We start from the raw sequence: 23,005 nt of genomic DNA on the forward strand, positions 1-23,005 counted from the left end.
CCGTGAGCCGGGGAGACCCCCCCTGGTGAGATCGGCCCCGGACGGGACACCCGTCCTCCGGCCGAACGGCGGGCGGGCGCGCGACGCGCCCGCCCGCCGTTCTCATGTCCGGATTCCGGTCTTTTCCACGGGCGTCCCCGGCGATTCGGCCACCGCCCGCCCACTGGAGCGGGCCCCCGCCCATTTCACCCCGCGGCGCGCTTAACGGCGTTGCCGGAAACGGCGCCCCTTCCACCGGCAACGGGACACTTTTCCATTTTATCCGCAGATGGCGTCGGAATTAAATCATCCGCATGTCGCACGAGGATAGCGGGTCCAACGATCAGTACCGTGAGGATCTCCAGACGCATCATCGGCAATGCGTTTTCTCATAGCGATACCGAAAGTAAAGGACCGCTTCATGAACAATGGCAGTCGTTCTCGTGCGGGGGCACGACATTTCGTTCGTTCCTTGCTGGCGGCGGCCCTCCCCGCGTTGGTCGCGATGGGAGCCGTCATCGCGACACCGCACGCCGCGAGCGCCGCCACGGCGCCGGTGCCGCTGGGCCCGGCCGCCGCATTCGGACTCCTGGCCGGAACGTCGGTGCACAACACCGGCCCCTCGCTCGTCACCGGGAACCTCGGGGTGAGCCCGGGGGCGGCCGTCACCGGCTTCCCGCCCGGCAGGGTGATCGGTGTCACCCACGCGGGCGACCCCATCGCCGCGCTCGCCCAGACGGCGCTGACCACCGCCTACAACGACGCGGCGAGCCGCGTCGCGACCGCCACCGTGCCGTCGCAGCTCGGGGGGACCACCCGCGGGCCGGGGGTGTACGACTCCACCGGCGGTTCCTTCGCGATCACCGGCAACCTGACCCTGGACGCGCACGGAGACCCCAACGCGGTCTTCGTCTTCCGCACCTCCGGCCCCGGCTCGCTGAACGCCCTGCCGGGGAGCACGGTGACCCTCACCGGCGGCGCGCGGGCGTGCAACGTCTTCTGGCGGGTCGTCGGGAGGACCATCATCGGCGCAGGCGCGGTCCTCGACGGCACCGTCCTGGCCGGCGCCGGGGTCGACATCGGCACGAGGGCGATCGTGAACGGCCGCGTTCTGGCGCGCACCGGCGCCGGCGTCGCGCTGAACGACGCCCGGATCAGGCGGCCGATCTGCGGGGGCAGGACGACGGTCACGCTGACCACCTCCTGCTCCGACCCCGGGCACCGCGGCCCGCTGAGCCTCACCGCCACGGTGCGCACCAACGGCACGACCCCGCCGACCGGCCAGGTGGTGTTCCTCGCCGACGGGATCAGCCGGGGCGCCGCCCCGCTGGACGCCACCGGGCAGGCGGTTCTCGTGCCCCCGGCCCTCGAGGAGGGACCGCACTCCATCACCGCCCTGTTCCCCGGCAGCGCGTCGTTCGACTCGAGCCTCTCGGCGACGATCCACCAGGACCTCGGTCCCGGCGGCGCCTGCCCCGAAGTCTGCGTGGAGAAGGTGGAGAAGAAGGAAGAGGACGACAGCGCCGCCAAGGGGAGGCATGAGGTCCGCGCGGACGACAGAAAGGTGGACGACAGGGCGCGGAACATCCGTCATCACCACAACAGGAACGACGACCGCCTGGTGGAGTTCGCCAACGTGCGCACGATCACCGGCGTGCTCGGCGAGGGCGGCGGACACCGCCACCATTCCCGCAGCGACGGTCACCGCGGCCACCAGGGCGGCCAGGCCCACGGTGGGCACCGGCACCAGGGCCACGGCCAGGCTCACGCCCGCTCGCAGGCACGCTCCCAGGCTCAGGCCCAGACGCGGCAGCGCCCGGCTCTTGGTGTCACCGGCTGACGACACCATCGGTGACATCCGCGACATCCGCTGACGACACCGCCTGAACGCTCGTGGGGCCCGTCCGATCTCCTCGGACGGGCCCCGAACGTTCATGGGAGAACCTCTGGGTCAGGCCACCTTGCCCGGCGACCGCTGCTCACGGACGGCGGGGACGCCGTCTCTGCGGCGTCTGCCCGGCCGGATGGCCCGGCCGCGACCGCCGTCCCCGGCGCCGTCCCACCCGCGATAGGCCCCTGCCGGCTCCTCGCGGACGGCCGGCGACCCGTCCGACGGGACGCCCGCCTCAGGGGCGGCCGGTGACACAGCGGCTTGCGGCCCGGCCGGCGACACGGCCGCTTCCGGGCCGACCGGTGGAGCGGCCGGCGACGGGGCGGCCTCGGGGACGGCCGGCGACGGGGCGGCCTCCGAGACGGCCTCCGAGACGGCCGGTGACGCGACCGGAGTGGAGACGGCCTCGTGGGGGAACGGCGGAGCGACCGGAGCGCCGTCCACGTCCAGGCGAGGCTCGCCCTGTGCCTCCCGGCCGGACTCACCGTCCACGTCCGGGTGAAGCCCGTCCTGCGCCTCCCCGCGGGGCTCGCCGCCCAGGTCCTGCGAGCCGGTCCGCTCGGGCTCGTGCCGGGCGACCGGCTGCAGCTCGCTCTTCCGGCCGCCAGGCTCGGCGTCCTCGCCGCCCGGGATGGGGTCCTGGCCACTCAGTCCGGCGTCCTGGCCGATCGGGGCGGGGTCCTGGCCGCTCAGTGCGGGGTCCTGGCCGGTCGAGACGGCGTGCTGGCCGCTCGGGGCGGCGTCCTGGCCGCTCAGCGCGGCGTCCTGGCTGGTCGGGGCGGCCTCACCGGCTCGCTCCCGCTGACGGCGGTCGAACTCCTCCTCGAGCTCCCGCGTGCGTGACGCGAAGTCGTCCACGGCATCCTCGGAACCGCGAAGCAGCGTCTCCATCCATGACTCCTCGAGCTCCTGGAGCTCGGCGCGCAGATCTCGCACGCTCAGGTTTCTCGGATCGACTCTGTTCATGACTCCACCCTGTACCCAAAGGCCCAAAACCGTCACCTTCAGACAAAGCGGGATATCTCACACCGGGCATCCAGCTGTGATCATTTCCGTGGGTTCCGGACCCGGGCGGCGAGCCGAGCCGACGCCCCCGCGCCGGCGTCACGACCAAGCGATCATTTCCGGCCGTGACGTGGGCCGCCGCACCCGTCCGACCTGCCCCGCGCCCGCCCAGGGGAAGCTCCCGCCCCCACTCCCCGGCCTGCCCGGCGGACGGCCGGGAAACCCGTTCACGGCGCTTCATGACCAGTTGAAACTTTCAACAGCGCTCCGCCCGCCGACATAAGGCGAAGCTAAGAACGGGCAGGCTGGCGACGCCAGAGGCGTCCGTCGCCTGAAATCCGCCTGACATGTCATTGACATCTTTGGTGTACCCAGCAGAATCCATGGTGGGAGCGCTCCCATAAGTCCACTTCTTCCCCACCCGGTGCGAGACCTGACGTTGTGCCAACTTCTGTACCGTCCATCGCCATTCATCACTTTGGAGTACCTCCAGAATGTCAACAACATCCTTAGGAGCGGGAGCGCTCCCACGGTCACGGATGAAAAGACGTGCCGTGTGGCTGGCGCTGACCAGCCTGGTGGCGGGCCTGTTCACCGTCCTGGCCTCCGTACCGGCATCCGCGGCCGTCGCCTGCACCGTCGACTACAGCACCAACGACTGGAACAACGGCTTCACCGCGAACGTCAAGATCACCAACAACGGTGACGCCTGGTCCAACTGGTCGCTCGGCTTCACCTTCGCCAACGGCCAGCGCGTGACCCAGGGCTGGAGCGCCAACTGGACCCAGAGCGGCGCGAACGTCACGGCCACGAACATGAGCTACAACGGCAACGTGGGCAGTGGCCAGTCGGTCGGCATCGGGTTCAACGGCTCGCACACCGGCACCAACTCCAAGCCCACGTCGTTCACGATCAACGGCACGACGTGCAACGGTGGCGGTACCCCCACCAACCAGCCGCCGACGGTGAGCCTGACCTCGCCCACCGCGGGCCAGACCTACACCGCGCCCGCCACGGTGAACCTCGCTGCCAGCGCCGCCGACTCCGACGGCACGGTCAGCAAGGTCGACTTCTACCAGGGCAGCACGCTGATCGGCACCGACACCAGCTCGCCGTACACCTACAGCTGGACCAACGTCGCGGCCGGCAGCTACTCACTGACCGCGAAGGCGACCGACAACTCCGGCGCGACGACCACCTCCTCTCCGGTGGGCATCACGGTGTCGGGCACGCAGACCTCCAGCATCGTGGCGAGCTCGAACACGCTCCTGGTTCCCGAGGGCGGCTCGGCGACCTACACGGTGAGCCTGTCCCGCCAGCCCTCCAGCAGCGTGACCGTGACGACGGCCAAGGCCAGCGGCGGTGACGACGACCTCACGATCTCCTCGGGCGCGTCGCTGACGTTCACCACCTCCAACTGGAACACCCCGCAGACCGTGCGCATCGCGGCCGCCGAGGACTCCGACACCACGGCCGGCACCGCGACGTTCACCTCCACCGCGAGCGGCTGGACCTCCGCGTCGGTCGCCGCGACCGAGGCCGACAACGACGGCACCAGCGGCGGCAACGAGTACATCACCCGCTTCACCACGATGTACAACAAGATCCACGACTCGTCGAACGGGTACTTCTCCCCGCAGGGCGTCCCCTACCACTCGGTGGAGACCTTTATGGTCGAGGCCCCGGACCATGGCCACGAGACCACCTCGGAGGCGTTCAGCTACTTCCTGTGGCTGGAGGCGGTGTACGGCCAGGTCACCGGCACGTGGACCAACTTCAACAACGCCTGGGCGACGATGGAGAAGTACATCATCCCCTCCCAGCAGGACCAGCCCACCAACTCGTTCTACGACGCCAGCAAGCCGGCCACCTACGCCGGTGAGTGGAACAACATCTCGCAGTACCCGTCCAAGCTCGACAGCGGCGTCTCGGTCGGCAAGGACCCGATCGCGTCGGAGCTGCAGAGCGCGTACGGCAACAAGGACATCTACGGCATGCACTGGCTGCTGGACGTCGACAACACCTACGGCTTCGGCCGCTGCGGCGACGGCACCACCAAGCCGGCCTACATCAACACCTACCAGCGCGGCCCGGAGGAGTCGGTCTTCGAGACCATCCCCCAGCCGTCCTGCGACACGATGAAGTTCGGCGGCCCGAACGGCTACCTGGACCTGTTCACCGGTGACGCGTCCTACGCCAAGCAGTGGAAGTACACCAACGCCCCCGACGCCGACGCGCGCGCCGTCCAGGCCGCGTACTGGGCCTATACCTGGGCCAAGGCGCAGGGCAAGGACTCCCAGATCTCGGCCACCGTCGCCAAGGCCGCGAAGATGGGCGACTACCTCCGCTACGCGATGTACGACAAGTACTTCAAGAAGCAGGGCTGCACCAGCACCTCCTGCGCGGCGGGCACCGGCAAGGACAGCTCGGCCTACCTGCTGTCGTGGTACTACGCCTGGGGCGGCGCGACCGACACCTCGGCCGGCTGGGCGTGGCGCATCGGTTCCAGCCACAACCACTCCGGCTACCAGAACCCGCTCGCGGCCTGGGCCCTGTCCAACGTGGACGCGCTCAAGCCCAAGGGTGCGACCGCCGTCACCGACTGGAGCACCAGCCTGACCCGTCAGCTGGAGTTCTACCGCTGGCTGCAGTCGACCGAGGGTGCGATCGCCGGTGGCGCGACCAACAGCTGGGAGGGCCACTACGCGGCGCCGCCGTCCGGCACGCCGACCTTCTACGGCATGGCCTACGACTGGCAGCCGGTCTACCACGACCCGCCGTCGAACCAGTGGTTCGGCTTCCAGGCGTGGTCGCTGGAGCGCGTGGCCGAGCTGTACTACGCCAGCGGCAACACCACCGCCAAGGCCATCCTCGACAAGTGGGTCGCGTGGGCCATGGCCAACACCACGATCAACTCCGACGGGACCTTCCAGATCCCCTCGACGCTGAAGTGGACCGGCCAGCCCGACACCTGGAACGCCTCCAGCCCCGGGTCGAACGCGAGCCTGCACGTGTCGATCGCCGACTACACCACCGACGTGGGCGTCGCCGGCTCCTACGCCAAGGTCCTGATGTACTACGCCGCCAAGGCGAACAACACCGCGGCGAAGAACATGGCCAAGGCTCTGCTGGACGGCATCTGGGCGAACGACCAGGACAGCAAGGGCGTGTCGGTGCCGGAGACCAAGGCGGACTACAACCGCCTCGACGACCCGATCTACGTCCCGTCCGGCTGGAGCGGCAAGATGCCGAACGGCGACCCGATCAACTCCAGCTCGACCTTCATCTCCATCCGCAGCTGGTACAAGAACGACCCGAGCTGGCCGAAGGTCCAGGCGTACCTGGACGGCACGGGCCCGGCGCCGACGTTCAACTACCACCGCTTCTGGGCGCAGGTCGACGTCGCCGTCGCCCTCGCCGAGTACGGCCGACTGTTCCCCTGATCCGGCCTCCCGCGGGTGTGGTGGCGCCTGACACGCCACCGCACCCCGGCCCCCGCGGGTGCGGCGGCGCCTGACACGCCGTCGCACCCCCGGCCGAAGGGGCGCGGCACGCCTTGACCGCGGCCGCCCCCCGGTACAGCGGGGTGCGGCGGGCCTGACCCCCGTCGCACCCCCGCCGACCCACCACCGCCCCCGCGGCGCACCCATATCGGCTCCACCAGTTCCCCGGCTCGAGAGGCGATCGATGTCCCTCAGACGCGCGCTCACCGGCCTGGCGATCCTCGCCGCGTCGGCCACGCTCTTCCCTGTGTTCTCCTCACCGGCGGCCGCCGCCACCTTCAACTACGGCGAGGCGCTGCAGAAGTCGCTGTTCTTCTACGAGGCCCAGCGGTCGGGCGACCTGCCGGCCGGCAACCGCGTCACCTGGCGCGGCGACTCGGGGATGAACGACGGCCGCTCGGCCGGCCTGGACCTCACCGGGGGCTGGTACGACGCCGGCGACCACGTGAAGTTCGGCCTCCCGATGGCGGCGAGCACGACGATGCTCGCCTGGGGCGCCGTGGAGTACCGCGACGCCTACCAGAGCTCGGGCCAGCTGACGTACCTGCTGGACAACCTCAAGTGGGTCAACGACTACTTCATCAAGGCCCATCCGTCGTCGAACGTGCTGTACGGCCAGGTGGGCAACGGCGGGACCGACCACGCGTGGTGGGGTCCGGCCGAGGTGATGCCGATGGAGCGCCCGGCCTACAAGATCGACGCCTCCTGCGGCGGCTCCGACCTCGCGGGTGAGACCGCGGCCGCGATGGCGGCCTCCTCCATGGTCTTCCGCCCGACGAACCCGACTTATGCCGACACGCTGCTCACGCATGCCAAGCAGCTCTACACCTTCGCCGACACGGTCAGGAAGGTGTACAGCGACTGCATCACCGACGCGGCGAGCTACTACAAGTCGTGGAGCGGCTACAACGACGAGCTGGTCTGGGGCGCGATCTGGCTGTACCGCGCCACGAACGACGCCTCCTACCTGAGCAAGGCGGAGACCTACTACGACAACCTCGGCACCGAGCCGCAGAGCACGACGCGCTCCTACAAGTGGACGATCGCCTGGGACGACAAGTCCTACGGCGCGTACGTGCTGCTGGCCAAGCTGACCGGCAAGCAGAAGTACGTCGACGACGCCAACCGCTGGCTCGACTGGTGGACCGTCGGCGTCAACGGCGCCAAGGTGAACTACTCCCCCGGCGGCGAGGCCGTGCTGGACACCTGGGGCTCGCTGCGCTACGCCGCCAATACGGCGTTCACCGCCCTGGTCTACAGCGACTGGCTGACCGACACCACGCGCAAGGCGCGCTACCACGACTTCGGGGTCCGGCAGATCAACTACGCGCTCGGCGACAACCCGCGCAGGTCCTCCTACATGATCGGTTTCGGCGCGAACCCGCCGAGGAACCCCCACCACCGCACCGCGCACGGGTCGTGGTCCAACAGCCTCAACGAGCCGGCCGACAGCAGGCACATCCTGTACGGCGCTCTGGTCGGCGGGCCGAAGTCCAACGACGACGCCTACGCCGACAGCCGCAGCGACTACGTGATGAACGAGGTGGCGACCGACTACAACGCCGCATTCACCGGCGCGCTCGCCCGGCTGTACCGCGAGTACGGCGGCACGCCGCTCGCCAACTTCCCGGTGGCCGAGACCCCGGACGGGCCGGAGATCTACCTGCAGGCGTCGCTCAACTCCACCGGCTCGACCTACACCGAGATCAAGGCGTTGCTGGTCAACCACTCGGCCTGGCCCGCGCGGGCGCTGACCGACGGGTCGTTCCGCTACTACTTCACCCTGGACGGCGACACCACGCCGAGCCAGATCACCCTGGCCTCGGCCTACACGCAGTGCAAGGCGCCGACCGGGCCGACGCAGTACTCGGGCAAGGTCTACTACGTCACGATCGACTGCTCCGGCACGACCATCGCGCCCGCCGGGCAGTCGGAGTCGCGGCGGGAGGCCCAGTTCCGCATCGCCAGCTCCTCCGGGTCGTGGGACCCCACCAACGACTGGTCCTACACCGGCGTCGCCACCACCCCCGGCGCCACGCCGGTCACCGTGACCAACATCCCGGTGTACTCGGGCGGCACCAAGATTTACGGCAACGCGCCCGGCTCGGGCCCCGACCCCACGCCGACCCCGACGCCCACCCCCACCCCCACGCCGACGCCGACTCCCACGCCAACCCCGACGCCGACTCCCACGCCAACCCCGACGCCGACTCCCACGCCGACTCCCACGCCGACCCCGACGGCCGGTAAGGCGTGCGCGGCGGCCTACAAGGTCACCAGCAGCTGGGGCGGCGGCTTCCAGGCCGACGTGACCGTGCGCAACAGCGGCAGCGCGGCGATCACCGGCTGGACCGTGGCCTGGACGTTCCCCAGCAGCGGCCAGACGATCACGCAGCTCTGGAGCGGGACCTACACCCAGTCCGGGTCGGGCGTGTCGGTGAAGAACCTCTCCTGGAACGGCGGCCTGGCGGCCGGCGGGTCGACGGCGTTCGGCTTCACGGCGAACGGCGGCAGCGGAGTCCCCTCCTCGGTGACCTGCACGCCCGCCTGACCCCCCATACGTGGTCTCGATATGCCCTGGGAGCGCGAGACCACAGCCCGGCCGGGCCCTGCAACGGGCCCGGCCGGGCCTCATGACGTCCGCCGTGCGACGCACAAGCTGTCCTTGAGGTGACATTTCCGGACATCCGCCGACACCTACCACCGGCTTGATGAGAATGGTGAGGACGTGTAACAGGCGGAACGGGGGGTTCACGTGGCACGGGCTGTCCGCGCGGCCGTCATCGCGGGCGTTCTCGTCCTGGCCGCGGGGTCGGCTCCCCTGCTGGTCGGCGGCGAGCCGAACCGGGTGGTGACCATCGCCATGGCCATCCAGGAAGGGCAGAGGCAGACGCGCTGGCCGGGCGGGCCGGTGCCGTACGTCTGGGGCGGTGGCCACGGCGCCCGGCCGGGCCCCTCGCTCGGCACCTGCCAGGGCTACCGCGGCTCCATCCGGCCGTGCCCCGCCGCCACCACCAAGGGCCTCGACTGCTCTGGGCTCACCCGCTGGGTGTACCAGCTCGCCTACAAGGAGGACGTGCTGGGCGGCGGCACCACCGACGACCACGTCCGCCGCCTGCGCAAGGTTCCGGCCGCCGCCGCGCGCCCCGGCGACCTGGTCTTCTACGGGAAGATCCGCAAGCGGACCGTGAAGACGCACCACGTCGGCATCTACATCGGCGCCGGCCGCATGATCAACGCCCTGCGCACCGGCACGACGATCCGCACCGACCCGGTCGGCCTGCTTCCCGACCTGGCCGGCTACTACCGCTACGACGGCTGACGCGGGCCGCGACGACGCCGGCCCCCACCTGAAAGTTTCTGACGTTCCCGCAGGTCATCGGGGGTGGACGGGTCGCCCGGTTGACCCGCGGCGCGGCGGCTTCTTACCGTCACGGCGACATCGAGGAGGAACCGATGACCGCCGTGTCACGGCCGCGCCACCCGCGCAAGATCCTGAGGACGACCCTCGTCGCGATGCTGGCCCTGGCCGCGTTCGGCGTCGTCGACCGGCCGCACGCGGCCACCGCGCTCGCCGACCCGCCGTACAAGGACCCCGGCCTGAGCGTCTCCGCCCGGGTGGAGGACCTGCTGTCCCGCATGACCCTGGACGACAAGGTCGGCCAGATGACCCAGGCCGAACGGGCCGTGCTCAACCCGGTGTCGGACCTCGCGACCTACCGCATCGGCTCGGTGCTCTCCGGCGGCGGGTCCGCGCCCTCCACCAACTCGGCCACCGGCTGGGCCGACATGTACGACAACTTCCAGCGGCAGGCGCTGTCCACCCCGCTCGGCATCCCGATGATCTACGGGGTCGACGCGGTACACGGCGACAACAACGTGGGAGGCGCGACGATCTTCCCGCACAACATCGGGCTCGGCGCCACCCGCGACCCCGACCTCGCCCAGCGCGTCGGCCGGGCCACCGCCGAGGAGGTCTCCGGCACCGGGGTGGACTGGACGTTCGCGCCCTGCGTGTGCGTCGCCCGCGACGACCGCTGGGGGCGCACCTACGAGTCCTTCAGCGAGAACCCGCAGCTGGTGAGCCAGATGACGACGATCGTCGACGGCTTCCAGGGCTCCTCGCTCAACGGGCCCGCCTCCGTGCTGGCCACCGCCAAGCACTACCTCGGCGACGGCGGCACGACCGGCGGCAAGGACCAGGGCGACACCCAGATCAGCGAGGCCGACCTGCGCGCCATCCACCTGCCGCCGTTCAAGGCCGCCGTCGACCGCGGCGTCGGGTCGGTCATGGTGTCCTTCAGCAGCTTCAACGGCCAGAAGATGCACGGCAACCGCTACCTGATCACCGACGTGCTCAAGGGCGAGCTCGGGTTCACCGGCTTCGTGGTCACCGACTGGGCCGCCATCGACCAGCTCGACGGGCAGTCCGGGTTCACCGCCGACGAGGTCAGGACGGCCGTCAACGCCGGCATCGACATGGTGATGGTGCCCAACGACTACAAGAGGTTCATCTCGCTGCTGAAGGCGGAGGTGCAGGCCGGCCGGGTCACCACCGCGCGCGTCGACGACGCCAACCGGCGCATCCTGCGCAAGAAGTTCGAGCTCGGCCTGTTCGAGAAGCCGCTGACCGACCGCTCCTACACCTCCACCGTCGGCAACGCCGCCCACCGGGCGCTGGCGCGCGAGGCGGTCCGCAAGTCCCAGGTGCTGCTCAAGAACGACGGCGGCGTGCTGCCGCTCGCCAGATCCGGCGGGAAGATCTTCGTGGCCGGCAAGAGCGCGGACGACATCGGCAACCAGAGCGGCGGCTGGACGATCAGCTGGCAGGGGTCCTCCGGCGCGACCACCACCGGGACGACGATCCTGCAGGGCATCCGCGAGAAGGCCGGGTCCGGCACGACCGTCACCTACAACCGGGACGGGAGCGGTATCGACTCCTCCTACCGGGCCGCGATCGCCGTGGTGGGCGAGACCCCGTACGCCGAGGGCCAGGGCGACCGGCCGTCGTCGCTGTCCCTGGACAGCACCGACCTCGCCACGCTGTCGCGGCTGCGGGCCTCCGGTGTGCCGGTGATCGTGGTCCTGGTCTCCGGGCGGCCGATGGACATCGCCGCGCAGATCGACGGCTGGCGGGCGCTGGTGGCCGCGTGGCTGCCCGGCACCGAAGGGGGTGGCGTCGCCGACGTGCTGTTCGGCGACTACGCGCCCAGCGGCAAGCTGCCGATGACGTGGATGCGCCAGTTCTCCCAGGAACCCATCAACGCGGGCGACGGCAAGCCGGCCCTGTTCGACTACGGCTACGGCCTGACGTACTCCACCGCCACGCCGACACCCACGCCCACCCCGACACCCACCCCGACACCCACGCCCAGCCCGACGCCGACACCGACGCCGACACCGACGCCCACGCCGACTCCCACCCCGACGCCGACTCCCACGCCCACCTCCGGTGGCGGGTTCGGCTGCAAGGTGGCCTACAAGGTGACCAGCCAGTGGCAGAACGGGTTCAACGGCGAGGTGACGATCAGCGTCACCGGCGCGGCGGTCAACGGCTGGACCCTGGCCTTCTCCTTCGCCGGCGACCAGCGCGTCACCAACGCCTGGAACGCCCGGGTCACCCAGAACGGCCGTCAGGTGACGGCGGCCGACGGCGGATGGAACGGCGCCATCTCCCCCGGCGGCTCCGCCTCCTTCGGCTTCGGCGCCTCCTACAGCGGAACCAACACCGCCCCCGCCGCCTTCACGCTCAACAACACCCAGTGCGCCCTGGCATGACGTTCAGCGGTATATGACATTTGTCTGCTTGATTTCCGGATGGTGTCCACTGCGACGCAGTGCCGTGGTGCTGCCAGAGTAGAGACGTGGAATCCGCTGATCTCTCCCTCCGGCCGCCACGGCACCGCGTCAGCCGCACCGCGATCTGGTTCTGGACGGTACGGGCCGTCCTCGGGTGGCTTGTGCTGACCGCCGTGCAGGTGGCCTGGCTGCTGCTCGACGACGGTGACCGCGGCCCGCACGTCGTGGTGTTCGCCGTCACGGCCGTGCTCGCCGTGGCCCACGTGACCGTCATGCCCTGGTGGCGCTACAAGGTCCACCGCTGGGAGACGACGGCCGACGCCGTCTACACCCAGTCGGGCTGGCTCCGGCAGGAGTGGCGCATCGCGCCGATCTCCCGCATCCAGACGGTCGACAGCGAGCGCGGCCCGCTCGAGCAGCTGTTCGGGCTGGTCAACGTCACCGTCACCACCGCCTCGGCCGCGGGCCCGCTGCGCGTCCACGGCCTGGGCCGCGACACCGCGCGTCGCCTGGTCGACGAGCTCACCGCGCGCACCGAGGCGACGACGGGTGACGCGACGTGAGCACCCCGGGAAGAGACGAGGCGAGCACGAAGGACGAGGCGCCGTGGCGCCGGCTGAGCCGGCGGATGCTGCTCGTGCACCCGGTGCAGGAGACCATCCGCAACACGCCCGCCCTCGTCGGCCTGCTGTTCGCCGGGTTCAGTCACAGCGGAGAGCGGGGAAGCCTCTGGGGCCTGGCCGGACTGGCGGCCACGCTGGTGCTGGGCACGCTGCGGTGGTTCACCACCACCTACCGCGTCACCCCGCAGTACGTGCAGGTGCGCAAGGGCCTGCTGCGCAGGCAGGTGCTCACCGCGCCGCGCGACCGCATCAGGACCGTGGACGCGACCTCCCACATGCTGCACCGCCTCCTGGGGCTGGCCCGGGTGGAGATCGGCACCGGCCGCACCGACACCAAGCGCGGCGGCGCCCTGCGCCTGGACGCGCTGCGCGCCGACGAGGTCGCCCGGCTGCGCGAGGAGCTCCTGCACCGCCCGCCCGCGGACGCGGCGTCCGCCGAGGGGAGTCAGGGGCCGATCCCCGCCGGACCGCCGGACGGCCGTGAAACCGGGACGCGGGAGGTCCCGCAGCTCCGGCGCCCGGCGGCGGAGACCGAGCTGGCGGCTCTTCACCCCGCGTGGATCCGCTACGGGCCGTTCACCATGTCCGGGTTGATCACCGCCGGTGTGCTCGCCGGTTTCCTCTCCCGCATCGCGAACGAGGGCAACGTGGACCTGCTCCAGGTGGGCCCGGTGCGGCAGGTCGTCGACCGGCTCGGCCAGGAGGCGCTGTGGGCGCAGGTCACCGCCGTGGTGGCCGTGCTCGCAGTGTTCGTCGCGGTGGCCTCCACACTCGGGTACGTGCTGGCGTTCTGGCGGTTCCGCCTGACCCGCACGGCGGGCGGCACGCTGCACGTCACCCGCGGGCTGATCACCACACGGGCCACCACCCTGGAGGAGCGCCGCCTGCGCGGCATCGAGGTGAGCGAGCCGCTGCCGCTGCGCGTGGCGGGCGGCGCGCGGCTGATCGCCGTGGCCACCGGCCTGCGGGTCGGGCGCGGCGCGCAGCGCGGCGGTTCCATGCTGCTGCCCCCCGCCCCGCGCGCGGAGGCCGTGGCGGTGGCGGGCCGGGTGATCGGCACCGCGGGTCCGCTGACGGTAGAGCTCACCCCGCACGGCCCGGCCGCGCTCCGCCGCCGCTTCACGCGGGCGCTCGCCGTGTGCCTGCCGGTGACGGCGGCGCTCGCGGCGCTGTGGGAGTGGGAGGGGTGGCCCGCCTGGGGCTGGCAGCTCGCCCTGCTCGGCACGGTCGCCACCGTGCCTCTCGCGGCCGACCGCTACCGCGCCCTCGGCCACGCGCTGACGCCGGGCCACCTGGTCACCCGGTGGGGCACGCTGGTGCGCCGCCGCGTGGCCCTGGACCTGGACGGCGTCATCGGCTGGAACATCCGCAGGTCGTTCTTCCAGCGGCGCGCCGGCCTGGCCACCCTCACCGCGACCACGGCGGCCGGCCGCCAGGGGTACGGCGTGTGGGACGTCGAGCTCGGTGAGGCCCTGCGCCTCGCCGACCAGGGAATTCCCGGTCTGCTGACCCCGTTCTTGCAGAAGGCCGCGACCGCGCCGGGCAGCGCGGAGGCGGCATCCCCTCAGGCACGGCACTAGCCACTGGTCCCTCGGGTGACATCCGCCCCGGCCGCCCCGTGGAACCCGCCGGTCACCGGCTTAAGAGGCCCCTTCGGGGGCACTGGAGGGTGCGGCCCGCGGACGGCGCCGCGACGGCCGCGACCGGTGAACGCCGGGTCGCGGCCGGTGAACGATGAGGGGGGAGCGAGCCGTCATGAGCAGACAGCCCGGTAGCGACCGCGGGTCCGGCGGGAAGGGCGGGCGCACCCGCGCGGCGGCCTCGGAGAAGGCCGAGCCGAAGGCGGGGAGCGGCAAGACCCGGATCACGGTGAGCGAGCGGCTGCGGACGGCGCTGCGCAGGGCCTCCGGCCGTGACGGCAGGCGCTTGCGGATGGTGGCCCGCGAGGCGTACGGGTGGAAGGACCTGCGGCCGGGCCAGCGCGAGGCGATGGAGCACCTGCTCGCCGGGCGGGACGTCCTGGTCGTCATGCCGACCGGCAGCGGCAAGTCGGCCGTCTACCAGATCCCCGCCCTCCTGCTGGACGGGCCGACCGTGGTGGTCTCCCCGCTGATCGCCCTGCAGCGCGACCAGGTCGCCGGGCTGGCCGAGGCCGACGCGGGCGGCGCGGTCGCGGTGAATTCGGCGCAGTCCGGCGGCACCAGCGACGCCTCGCTCGACCAGGTGCACGCGGGCACCGCCGAGTTCGTGTTCCTGTCCCCCGAGCAGCTCGCCAAGCCCGAGGTGATCGACCGGCTGCGCGAGGCGCGGCCGTCCCTGATCGCGATCGACGAGGCGCACTGCGTCTCGGCGTGGGGGCACGACTTCCGCCCCGACTACCTGCGGCTCGGCAAGGCGATCGAGCGGCTCGGCCACCCGCCGGTGGTCGCGCTGACCGCCACCGCCGCGCCGCTGGTGCGCGACGACATCCTCACCTCTCTCGGCCTGCCGGACGCCGAACTGGTCGTGCGCGGCTTCGACCGGCCGAACATCGACCTCCAGGTGCGCAGGTTCGTCGGCAAGGAGGACAAGCGCCGCGCCCTGATCGAGGACGCCGCCGACCGTCCCGGCCTCGGCCTGATCTACGTCGCGACCCGCCGGTCCGCCGAGGAGTACGCGACCGCGCTGCGCGAGGCCGGGCGGCGGGCCGAGTCCTACCACGCGGGGATGAAGGCCGCCGACCGGCACCGGGTCCACGAGCTGTTCCGTGACGGCGATCTGGACGTGGTGGTCGCCACCTCGGCCTTCGGCATGGGCATCGACAAGCCGGACGTCAGGTACGTCCTGCACGCCGACCCGCCGGACTCGCTCGACTCCTACTACCAGGAGATCGGCCGGGCGGGACGCGACCAGGAGCCGGCCTCCGCCGTGCTGTTCTACCGGCCGGAGGACCTCGGCCTGCGCAGGTTCTTCGCCGGCGGCCGGGTCGACGAGGAGATGCTGGTGCGGGTGGCGACGCTGGTCGGCGAGCACGGCGGGGTGGTCCCGGCGCGGGAGCTGCGCGACCTGCTCGACGTCGGCTCCTCCAAGCTGACCGGCGTGGTGAACCTGCTGGAGCGGACGGGCGCGGTCACGGTGACCGAGCGGGGCGACCTGCGCGCCGTGGAGGACGGTCCCTCGCCCGAGGACGCGGCGGCGCGGGCGGCCGAGCTCGACGCGACCCGGCGCCGGGTGGACGAGTCCCGCATCGACATGATGCGCGCGTACGCCGAGACCACCGGATGCCGGCGGCGGACGCTGCTGGAGTACTTCGGCGAGCCGTACGAGCGGGCCTGCGGGAACTGCGACACCTGCCGCGCCGGCACGGCCACCGAGAACATCCCCGAGGAGCACGCCGGCGAGACGCCCTTCGCCATGCACGCCAAGGTCCGGCACAGTGAGTGGGGCCCGGGCGTCGTCATGAGCCGCGAACCCGACCGTGTCACGGTCCTGTTCGAGGAGGTCGGCTACAAGACCCTCTCCCTCGAAGCCGTAGAACGCGAGAACCTCCTCACTCCGACCCCCTGACCTCTCCCTCACCGCAAGAAGCGCGGGCCGCCCGCTGAAGACACCAGCGTCATGTACGGCGGTGAGCCGATACGCCGATCGCTCGTTGCCGTTTGCGGTGTCCGGGTGGTCCGGCCGCTTCGGTGGCATCGGCTGTATCACTGGAGCGCGACCTGGCACAGTTTCCCTCGACGTGGAGCTAATCAACCGGCGCCGAAGCGGTGGGACGTCGTACGGTGAATCCGGCGCCGTGTACGGCGGTGAGCCGATGCACCGGTCGCGAGTTCTGGTGTCCGGGTGGTCCGGCCGTTTGCGTGACATGGGCGGCCGGACCGGGTGGGCGCGTCATGGCCGGAGTTCGAACCAGACCGTGTGGCCTTCGGCGTTCTGGTTCCATCCCCAGGACGTGGACAACTCCCGGACCAGTCACAACCCCCGGCCGCTCTCGCTGAACGGCTCGGCCTGTACCGGGACCATCGGTATGCCGCCGGGCGATCCCTCGTCGGTGACCTCGACCCGTACCGTCTCGCCGTCGTCGTACACCCGGACCGCCACCACGCCGCCCGGCCGGCGCCCCGAGTCCGAATGCCGCACCGCGTTCGTGACGACCTCACTGACCAGGATCTCCACCTCGTCCAGGTCGCACCGCCCGGCCACCCGCAGCACCGAACGCACATACTCCCGCGCGATCTTCACCGAACTGCTCAGCCCGAGAACCTCGACCCTGCCGAGCAGGCCACCCATGGTCCTCACTGCACGACCTCCCAGACCCGCTCGGCCGCGTCGTCGGCCACCACCCTCACCCGCTGATCCGGACCCCGGCCCCAGGTGTAGACCCATATCCCCTCGACGCTGCACGCCATGACCCGCAGCGCGCTCGTCGCCGTCCGCGGCACCACCACCACAGGCTCGGTCTTCAGCGGCAATTCCACCGCCGCGCGCAGTCCCCGCCGGTTGAGACCCCACGCCGGCCGAACCAGGTGGTAGTACTGCTGCTCCCTCAGCGTCGGGGGAACCCGGGCGGTGATCGAATTTGCGCCACCCGTCGTACGGGTTCGACGACTTCGCAGATCTTGATCTGTCACTACTGGCACCATTCCTGTGAGCAAATTGTCGACTTCGATACGAGACCTTCACTGACCGCCTGTCTGACGTGCCTAGAATGCCGATAGAAGTCGTCATGCTGCGCAAAGAATGGACGGACGATTCAACGACAGAAAACCTCAGCTCATGTAAGAGTTGTAACCGCAATGTAAGCATGCGTCATCCGCATCTCTACCGAACACTCAGAGGCGACCATGGCCGACAATGCCGACCCTCGCACGTCCCCTGTCACAGGCTTTGGCCGTGAGCTGGCCACACGCCGCAAGGCGAGAGGCTGGTCGCAGAGACGGTTGGCTGAACGCATCGGGTGCTCACCGTCCCTTGTAGGACACATCGAAGCCGGTAGCCGCAACCCGCAACTCGACTTCGCGGAGGCGTGTGATCGCGTTTTCGAACCACCCGGCGGCGATCACTTCGTCCGGCTGCACCGACGGATCCACCATGCCCCCTCTGGGCCAGAGTGGTTCCTGCGGTGGCTGGAAGAGATCGAACCCGGGGCCACCGTGCTGCGCGTCTGGGCGCCCTTCTTGATTCCAGGGCTCCTCCAGACAGAGGACTATGCGCGGGCGGTCTTCCTCGGTCACTTCTCGACCCCAGAAGCACAGGTGGAAGAGCAGGTAGCCGCCCGCATCCGGCGCCAGGAAGCCCTCGATCCGAAACAATCCGCCGCAATTGCGAGTACTTATCGACGAGTGGGTACTGAAGCGTCCGATTGGCAGCCGGGAAGTTATGAGAGATCAGCTCAGACACCTAGCGGCGGTGGCGGCTCGCCGCCATGTCACGGTACAACTCGTTCCCTATGACACTGCCTGTACTGACGGACTATCGTCCGCATTCGTCATCGCGGAACTGACGGACGCGCCGACGACCGTGTCCGTTGACTCCGCAGGCAGAGGAGAGGTGTCAGCAGAGCCGAATCTTGTCGCGTCGATCGTGGATCGATATGACAGACTCAACACAGAAGCCTACCGTCCTGGCGAATCCCTCCAAATCATCAAGGAAGCAGTAGAGCGATGGAACGCGAAGACCTGATCACCAGGGATCTGTCGAAGGCCGTGTGGAGGAAGAGTTCCCGCAGTGGCAACAACGGGGGTGAATGCGTTGAGGTCGCCGGCAACCTCCCTCATGTCGTAGCCGTCCGCGACAGCAAGAACGCGGATGGACCCGCACTGATCTCCCCCCCTGGCGAATGGTCGGCGTTCCTGGACGGCATCAAGAACGGCCGCCTCGGCATCTGAGACACACCCACCCGCGAGCCCTTCCCACGGCGAAGGCGCCCGCTGTTCGCCCCACCCAGCCGGTCTCCCCATCGCCGGCCCCTTCGGCCGACTACGGCAAGGCCGCCCGGGGTGTTCGAGCGGCCTTGGACGGAGACGACGGAGCCAGAAGGAGTGCGGAGCCGGCGAGAACCTCCTCACCCCGGCCCCCTGACCGGTCCCCGCGCCACATCTCCGAACTCCTGCCACGACCAGCCCGCGTTGTTCGGACCGAACCGGTCCGAACAACGCGGATCACCTCCTTCACCTGCGACAACGTCCCGAACGGCGCGCGGACGAGGCGCACCGGCGGCGCAGCCGTGTCTCAATCAGGGCGACATCGACACCGAGCGGTCCTCGCGGCGGCGTAGTGAGCGCATCCCTCGCCGGAGAGACGACGACGCGAGCGACATGGGTGCACGGGCCCGTCGAGCCCATGCACACCTCGGCAGCGGTGCCGCCATGACAAGGCCCCCGTTCGCAGAGAAGGAAGCCACATGCAGCCACCCCCCGTCCACGAGCGCTGCCCGTGATCAGAACCAGAGGCCCGGCGCGCAGGCGACTCACCGGAGTACTCGTAGCGGCCGTGGTCACCGCGGCCGCCACCGTCTATCCCGGCACCGCTGCCGGGGCCAACCCTGTGCCATCGCGACCCTCCAATGCCGCAAAGACACCGGGAGATCAGACTCCCTCCGGCGACAAAGAGGTGGAAGCCGCCAAGAAGAAGGCGCGCGAGACCGGTCAGCGCGTCGAGGTGCCCGCACTGTTCAGCGAGAACGCCAAGGTGTGGGCCAACACCGACGGCAGGACCCTGAGCACCGAACTGCACACCCGGCCCATCCAGCTCAGGTCCACGGCCAAGGACGGCACGGCCGTCTGGGAGCCCATCGACACCACGATCGTCTCCGAGAACGGGCGGCTGACCGCCAGACGGGTCAAGTCCCCGCTGCGCTTCGGCGGCAAGGACTCCACGACCCTGGTCACGGCCGAGACCGGGAACTCCCAGGGCGGGTTCCGCTGGAACAAGAGGCTCCCCGCACCCGTCGTATCGGGCGACCAGGCCGAATATCGCGACGCCGTCACCAAGGGCGTCGACCTGGTGGTCCGTGCGGAGGCCGACGGGTTCGTCCAGAAGATCGTGCTCCGGGAGCGCCCCAAAGGCCCTCTGTCGGTCGAGCTCCCCATGGCGCTGCCCACGGGGATGACGTACGGAAAGGGGCCCGACGGCGCGCAGCAGTTGCTGGCCAAGGACGGTAAGCCCAAGGCCGCCCCGATCGCCGTGCAGGCCGTCGACGCCCTGGCCGAGCAGTCCCCGGACTCCGGCAAGATGGGCGAGGTCAAGGCCACCGTCGAGCACGCCCGCGACACGACCAAGCTCGTTCTCCGGCCGGACGCCGCGTTCCTGTCCGACCCCTCGGTCACCTACCCGGTGACCATGTCGGTGGCAAGCGAGTACATCGGCGCGGGCCTGACCGACGACGCGTGGGTCAACAAGAACAACCCATCTCTCAACCACCTCACCGACGGCTGGCTGCGGGTGGGGACCACGCAGACCAGCGCCGACATCGCCCGCATCTACCTGCACTACAACGTCACCGGCACCGAGACGCTGGACCAGGCGAAGATCCTCGACGCCAACCTGATGCTGTGGAACTACCGTTCGGGCGCCCCGGCGGGCAGCACCAAGAACTGCGGCCTTGAGGTCGCCTCGGGCACCGTGGCCAGAAAGCTCACCTCTAGCTGGGCCCCCGCCACGCTGTCCTGGAACAACCAGCCCACTTGGACGACATCCGGCCAGTACGGCAACAAGGCCGCCTACAGTGACACCGCCGGCTGCCAGACCGGCGAGCTGCTCTGGTCCATCGAATCGATCGTCCAGTCCTGGGCCAACGGCGAACCCGACCACGGCCTGGTCCTCATGGCCCCCAGCGAGACCACCATCATCAACTGGCGCCAGTTCCGGTCCCAAGAAAGCGGCACCCACGACCGCGAGATGCCCGACCACGAACCCATCCTCTTCATTGAGTACGAACCCGCCCCTCGCTCCTTCGAGCAGGTCATCTATACCCACGAAGGAGAGCCGAGAGAGACGATCTCCACCGTGACTGAAGTTCTGCAGAACCAGGTAGCGGAGTCGGCGACGCCACCGGTGATCCCTCCGCTCACGGCGGCGGACGGCGCAGCCGAGCAGGCTTCCGATGAGGACACGTTCGAAGTCGACAGCAGTGAGATCGACGACGTACCCGATATTCCAGATCCCCCCATCACGACTCCCGCGCCCGTGCTCAATGAGAACCCGTTCTTCGAGACGGGCATCGCCCCGTGGACGGCTTCGGGCGGAACCCTGCAGCGCACACAGGCGAAGGCCTACGAGCAACAGGCGGCGGCGCTGCTGACCCCCGAGGAGGATGCTGGGAGCGTCACCGTTCGATCCGAGGCGGGAATCGCGGTCACCGAGAACACGCGGTATTCGCTCAAGGGGAGATTCCTGCAGTCGGGCGTCGCCACGGAAATCGAATACGGCCTCGACTGGTTCGACGCCAATGGGGAGCGGTTGACTCCCAGCGCATCCCGGCTCACACCAGATCTCACTCAATGGTCGAGCTCCGAGAACTCGTATCTTTCCCCAGCGGGTGTCAGAACCGCGCAGATCCGGGTGTCGATCACAACTCCTACCTCGCCTGATGTCCAGACCTACCTGGACGAGCTGACGTTGACCGAGAGCGCGCAGCCGGACGCGGTCGCACCCACGGTCACAGCGACCGACCCGTCGGCCAATTCCATCGACATCCCGCAGGACACCCCTATCGGGGTCTGGTTCAGCGAACCGGTGTCCAACGCGGTCATCGAGCTGTGGGACTCGCAGGACGTGATCGTGCCCGGGACATCGGCTCGCGCATCCTCCACGGCCCTGACCTTCACCCCCGGCGAGCCCTTGAAGGCGGGAACTCGCTACACGGCCACCGTCAGCGGCGCCGAGGACGGCGCCGGCAACGGCATGGCCGACCATCACTGGTCGTTCACCACCACCGGAACCGCAGTGGCCGGCCCGTCCGCCTGGCATTCCGCGGATTCCGAGCGGGGGGCGGACGCCACCGCCGCGGTCAATTCCTTCCCCTACTACCACATGGATCTCACGGAGTGCGACGCGAATCCCGCCCAGGCGTTCACATTCTCTCATCCTCGCGGCTGGATCAAAAACCTGTACAGTTGGTGCAGGAAACGAACAATAGGGGCCGCCCTGAAACGCACGATCATCCAAAGGAATGGCCTCCCCAAAGAAGAGATCGTGGGAAACGTCGAATTCACGGTCACGACTCTGGCTAAGACCTTCACCGGTGGCGAAAAAGGGAGTACCTGGTCGGAGAAGGACTCCGGAACAGGGCGCAACAGTCGTGAGATCGACACATGGATCAGGGTGACGAACCCGATCATCACGCAAGACCTGATCGCACTCGGGGGCCGTCCTTACTACACGCTGCAGAACGTCAGCGTCCACCTCGGGCTGCAGTCCTCACCTTGGCCCACTGAGTCGGCCTGCCGGCCACAGGGCACCAACAACCGATACGACACGCTGGCGAACTGGAAGGCGCAGCCCGCCATGCAGATCACGTTCTTCTCGGACAAGAACGGGAGCTTCGCGCCGCACAAGCTCGGCATGTGCAACTTCACGCCGGAGATTCGTGTCACGAGCCCGGCGAAGATCACATACCTCGATCCTCGCAAGGCGGGCATGGCTCCCGTGTCCGCGAGGTGCGACACCTCCGAAACCCTCACGATGAGATACGGGGGGTGCGTGTTCTTCAAGACCCCGTCGTTCGTGGTCCACCGCATCTACGCCTGGTCCGACGGCTCCCCGATTCAGAACGAGTCCACCGCACTGATCGACGATGCGTTCGATAGAGCGGACAGCACCTGGCCGACGAAGTATGACGGCCACAAGGTCATTCCGGGGAAACAGGGAAGCGGGAACCGACTTCACCGCACGTCCGACGGCGACATCAACGCGCAGAACCGCGAGAACTCGGTGGACTGGTGCTGGCGCAGATGGCCGTTGATCGTCCCGCAGAAGGAAGGCCTGGACTGTGACGAGTACCCGTTCGCCACGACTCTGGAAGGGTCGGCGCGAGTGAACAACACCAGGAACTTCGCCGTAAGGTACGTTCATCATTCGCACAATAGAAGTGTGGGCGGAGCACTTCCCGGCTTCTTCGCCCGCTATCGGGTCCTCGGCTCCGACTACGACGGCAAGAACATTCCCAGCGGGTACAACCAGTTCTATGTGAAGGTCATCAACTAGTTCCCAGCGGTCTCACGATG

At 69.5% G+C, this 23,005-nt stretch carries 15 protein-coding genes; 12 read left to right on the top strand and 3 right to left on the bottom strand.

Annotated elements, in window-relative coordinates; translation table 11 throughout:
- Positions 1–484: 484 nt before the first annotated feature.
- Positions 485–1,819, top strand: coding sequence for an ice-binding family protein (locus ACWEN6_RS16545; RefSeq protein ID WP_452570949.1), 1,335 nt, complete (start codon positions 485–487; stop codon positions 1,817–1,819).
- A gap of 111 nt (positions 1,820–1,930) precedes the next feature.
- Here the strand turns inward: ACWEN6_RS16545 and ACWEN6_RS16550 are convergent, their stop codons facing one another.
- A complete protein-coding gene (locus tag ACWEN6_RS16550; RefSeq protein ID WP_452570950.1) occupies positions 1,931–2,836 on the bottom strand; it encodes a DUF6158 family protein in 906 nt (301 codons plus the stop codon).
- 578 nt (positions 2,837–3,414) lie between these two features.
- Between ACWEN6_RS16550 and ACWEN6_RS16555 the strand changes: the two genes are divergently transcribed.
- The 7 genes from ACWEN6_RS16555 to ACWEN6_RS16585 all read left to right on the top strand — a co-directional run bounded on the left by ACWEN6_RS16555 (position 3,415) and on the right by ACWEN6_RS16585 (position 16,346).
- Positions 3,415–6,318, top strand: coding sequence for a glycoside hydrolase family 48 protein (locus ACWEN6_RS16555; RefSeq protein WP_452570951.1), 2,904 nt, complete (start codon positions 3,415–3,417; stop codon positions 6,316–6,318).
- Between the two features lie 244 nt (positions 6,319–6,562).
- On the top strand, positions 6,563–8,929 hold the full coding sequence (locus tag ACWEN6_RS16560) for a glycoside hydrolase family 9 protein (RefSeq protein ID WP_452570952.1): 2,367 nt from the start codon (positions 6,563–6,565) through the stop codon (positions 8,927–8,929).
- A 204-nt stretch (positions 8,930–9,133) separates the two neighbouring features.
- Positions 9,134–9,700 carry a C40 family peptidase gene (locus ACWEN6_RS16565; RefSeq protein WP_354916320.1) on the top strand — a complete coding sequence of 189 codons (567 nt, stop codon included), beginning with the start codon at positions 9,134–9,136 and terminating at the stop codon, positions 9,698–9,700.
- Positions 9,701–9,834: 134 nt separating this feature from the next.
- The gene (locus ACWEN6_RS16570) at positions 9,835–12,156 is read left to right on the top strand and encodes a glycoside hydrolase family 3 N-terminal domain-containing protein (RefSeq protein WP_452570953.1); all 2,322 of its coding nucleotides are present in this window, start codon (positions 9,835–9,837) and stop codon (positions 12,154–12,156) included.
- Between the two features lie 86 nt (positions 12,157–12,242).
- Positions 12,243–12,740, top strand: a complete 498-nt coding sequence (locus ACWEN6_RS16575; RefSeq protein ID WP_452570954.1) for a PH domain-containing protein — start codon at positions 12,243–12,245, stop codon at positions 12,738–12,740.
- Positions 12,737–14,380 (top strand): PH domain-containing protein, encoded by a 1,644-nt coding sequence (locus ACWEN6_RS16580; RefSeq protein ID WP_452570955.1) that lies wholly within the window; start codon positions 12,737–12,739, stop codon positions 14,378–14,380. Before ACWEN6_RS16575 ends, ACWEN6_RS16580 begins: the two co-directional genes overlap by 4 nt.
- A gap of 175 nt (positions 14,381–14,555) precedes the next feature.
- A complete protein-coding gene (locus ACWEN6_RS16585) occupies positions 14,556–16,346 on the top strand; it encodes a RecQ family ATP-dependent DNA helicase (RefSeq protein ID WP_452570956.1) in 1,791 nt (596 codons plus the stop codon).
- A 405-nt stretch (positions 16,347–16,751) separates the two neighbouring features.
- Here ACWEN6_RS16585 and ACWEN6_RS16590 read toward each other — a convergent pair whose 3' ends face one another.
- Positions 16,752–17,069 (bottom strand): ATP-binding protein, encoded by a 318-nt coding sequence (locus tag ACWEN6_RS16590; RefSeq protein ID WP_452571004.1) that lies wholly within the window; start codon positions 17,067–17,069, stop codon positions 16,752–16,754.
- A gap of 5 nt (positions 17,070–17,074) precedes the next feature.
- Complete coding sequence (locus tag ACWEN6_RS16595; protein WP_452570957.1) at positions 17,075–17,410, bottom strand: hypothetical protein; 336 nt, start codon at positions 17,408–17,410, stop codon at positions 17,075–17,077.
- Positions 17,411–17,623: 213 nt separating this feature from the next.
- On the opposite strand from ACWEN6_RS16595, the gene ACWEN6_RS16600 reads away from it, so the two are divergent.
- From ACWEN6_RS16600 to ACWEN6_RS16615, 4 genes are all read left to right on the top strand, one after another.
- Positions 17,624–18,232, top strand: a complete 609-nt coding sequence (locus ACWEN6_RS16600) for a Scr1 family TA system antitoxin-like transcriptional regulator (protein ID WP_452570958.1) — start codon at positions 17,624–17,626, stop codon at positions 18,230–18,232.
- Entirely contained in the window at positions 18,141–18,461 is a 321-nt protein-coding gene (locus ACWEN6_RS16605; RefSeq protein ID WP_452571005.1) for a Scr1 family TA system antitoxin-like transcriptional regulator, read from the top strand. The genes ACWEN6_RS16600 and ACWEN6_RS16605 overlap by 92 nt, the downstream gene beginning before the upstream one ends.
- Positions 18,443–18,667, top strand: coding sequence for a DUF397 domain-containing protein (locus tag ACWEN6_RS16610; protein WP_452570959.1), 225 nt, complete (start codon positions 18,443–18,445; stop codon positions 18,665–18,667). The genes ACWEN6_RS16605 and ACWEN6_RS16610 overlap by 19 nt, the downstream gene beginning before the upstream one ends.
- A 604-nt stretch (positions 18,668–19,271) precedes the next feature.
- Positions 19,272–22,985, top strand: a complete 3,714-nt coding sequence (locus ACWEN6_RS16615) for a DNRLRE domain-containing protein (RefSeq protein WP_452570960.1) — start codon at positions 19,272–19,274, stop codon at positions 22,983–22,985.
- Positions 22,986–23,005 lie beyond the last annotated feature (20 nt).

Source organism: Sphaerisporangium sp. NPDC004334 (assembly GCF_053602655.1).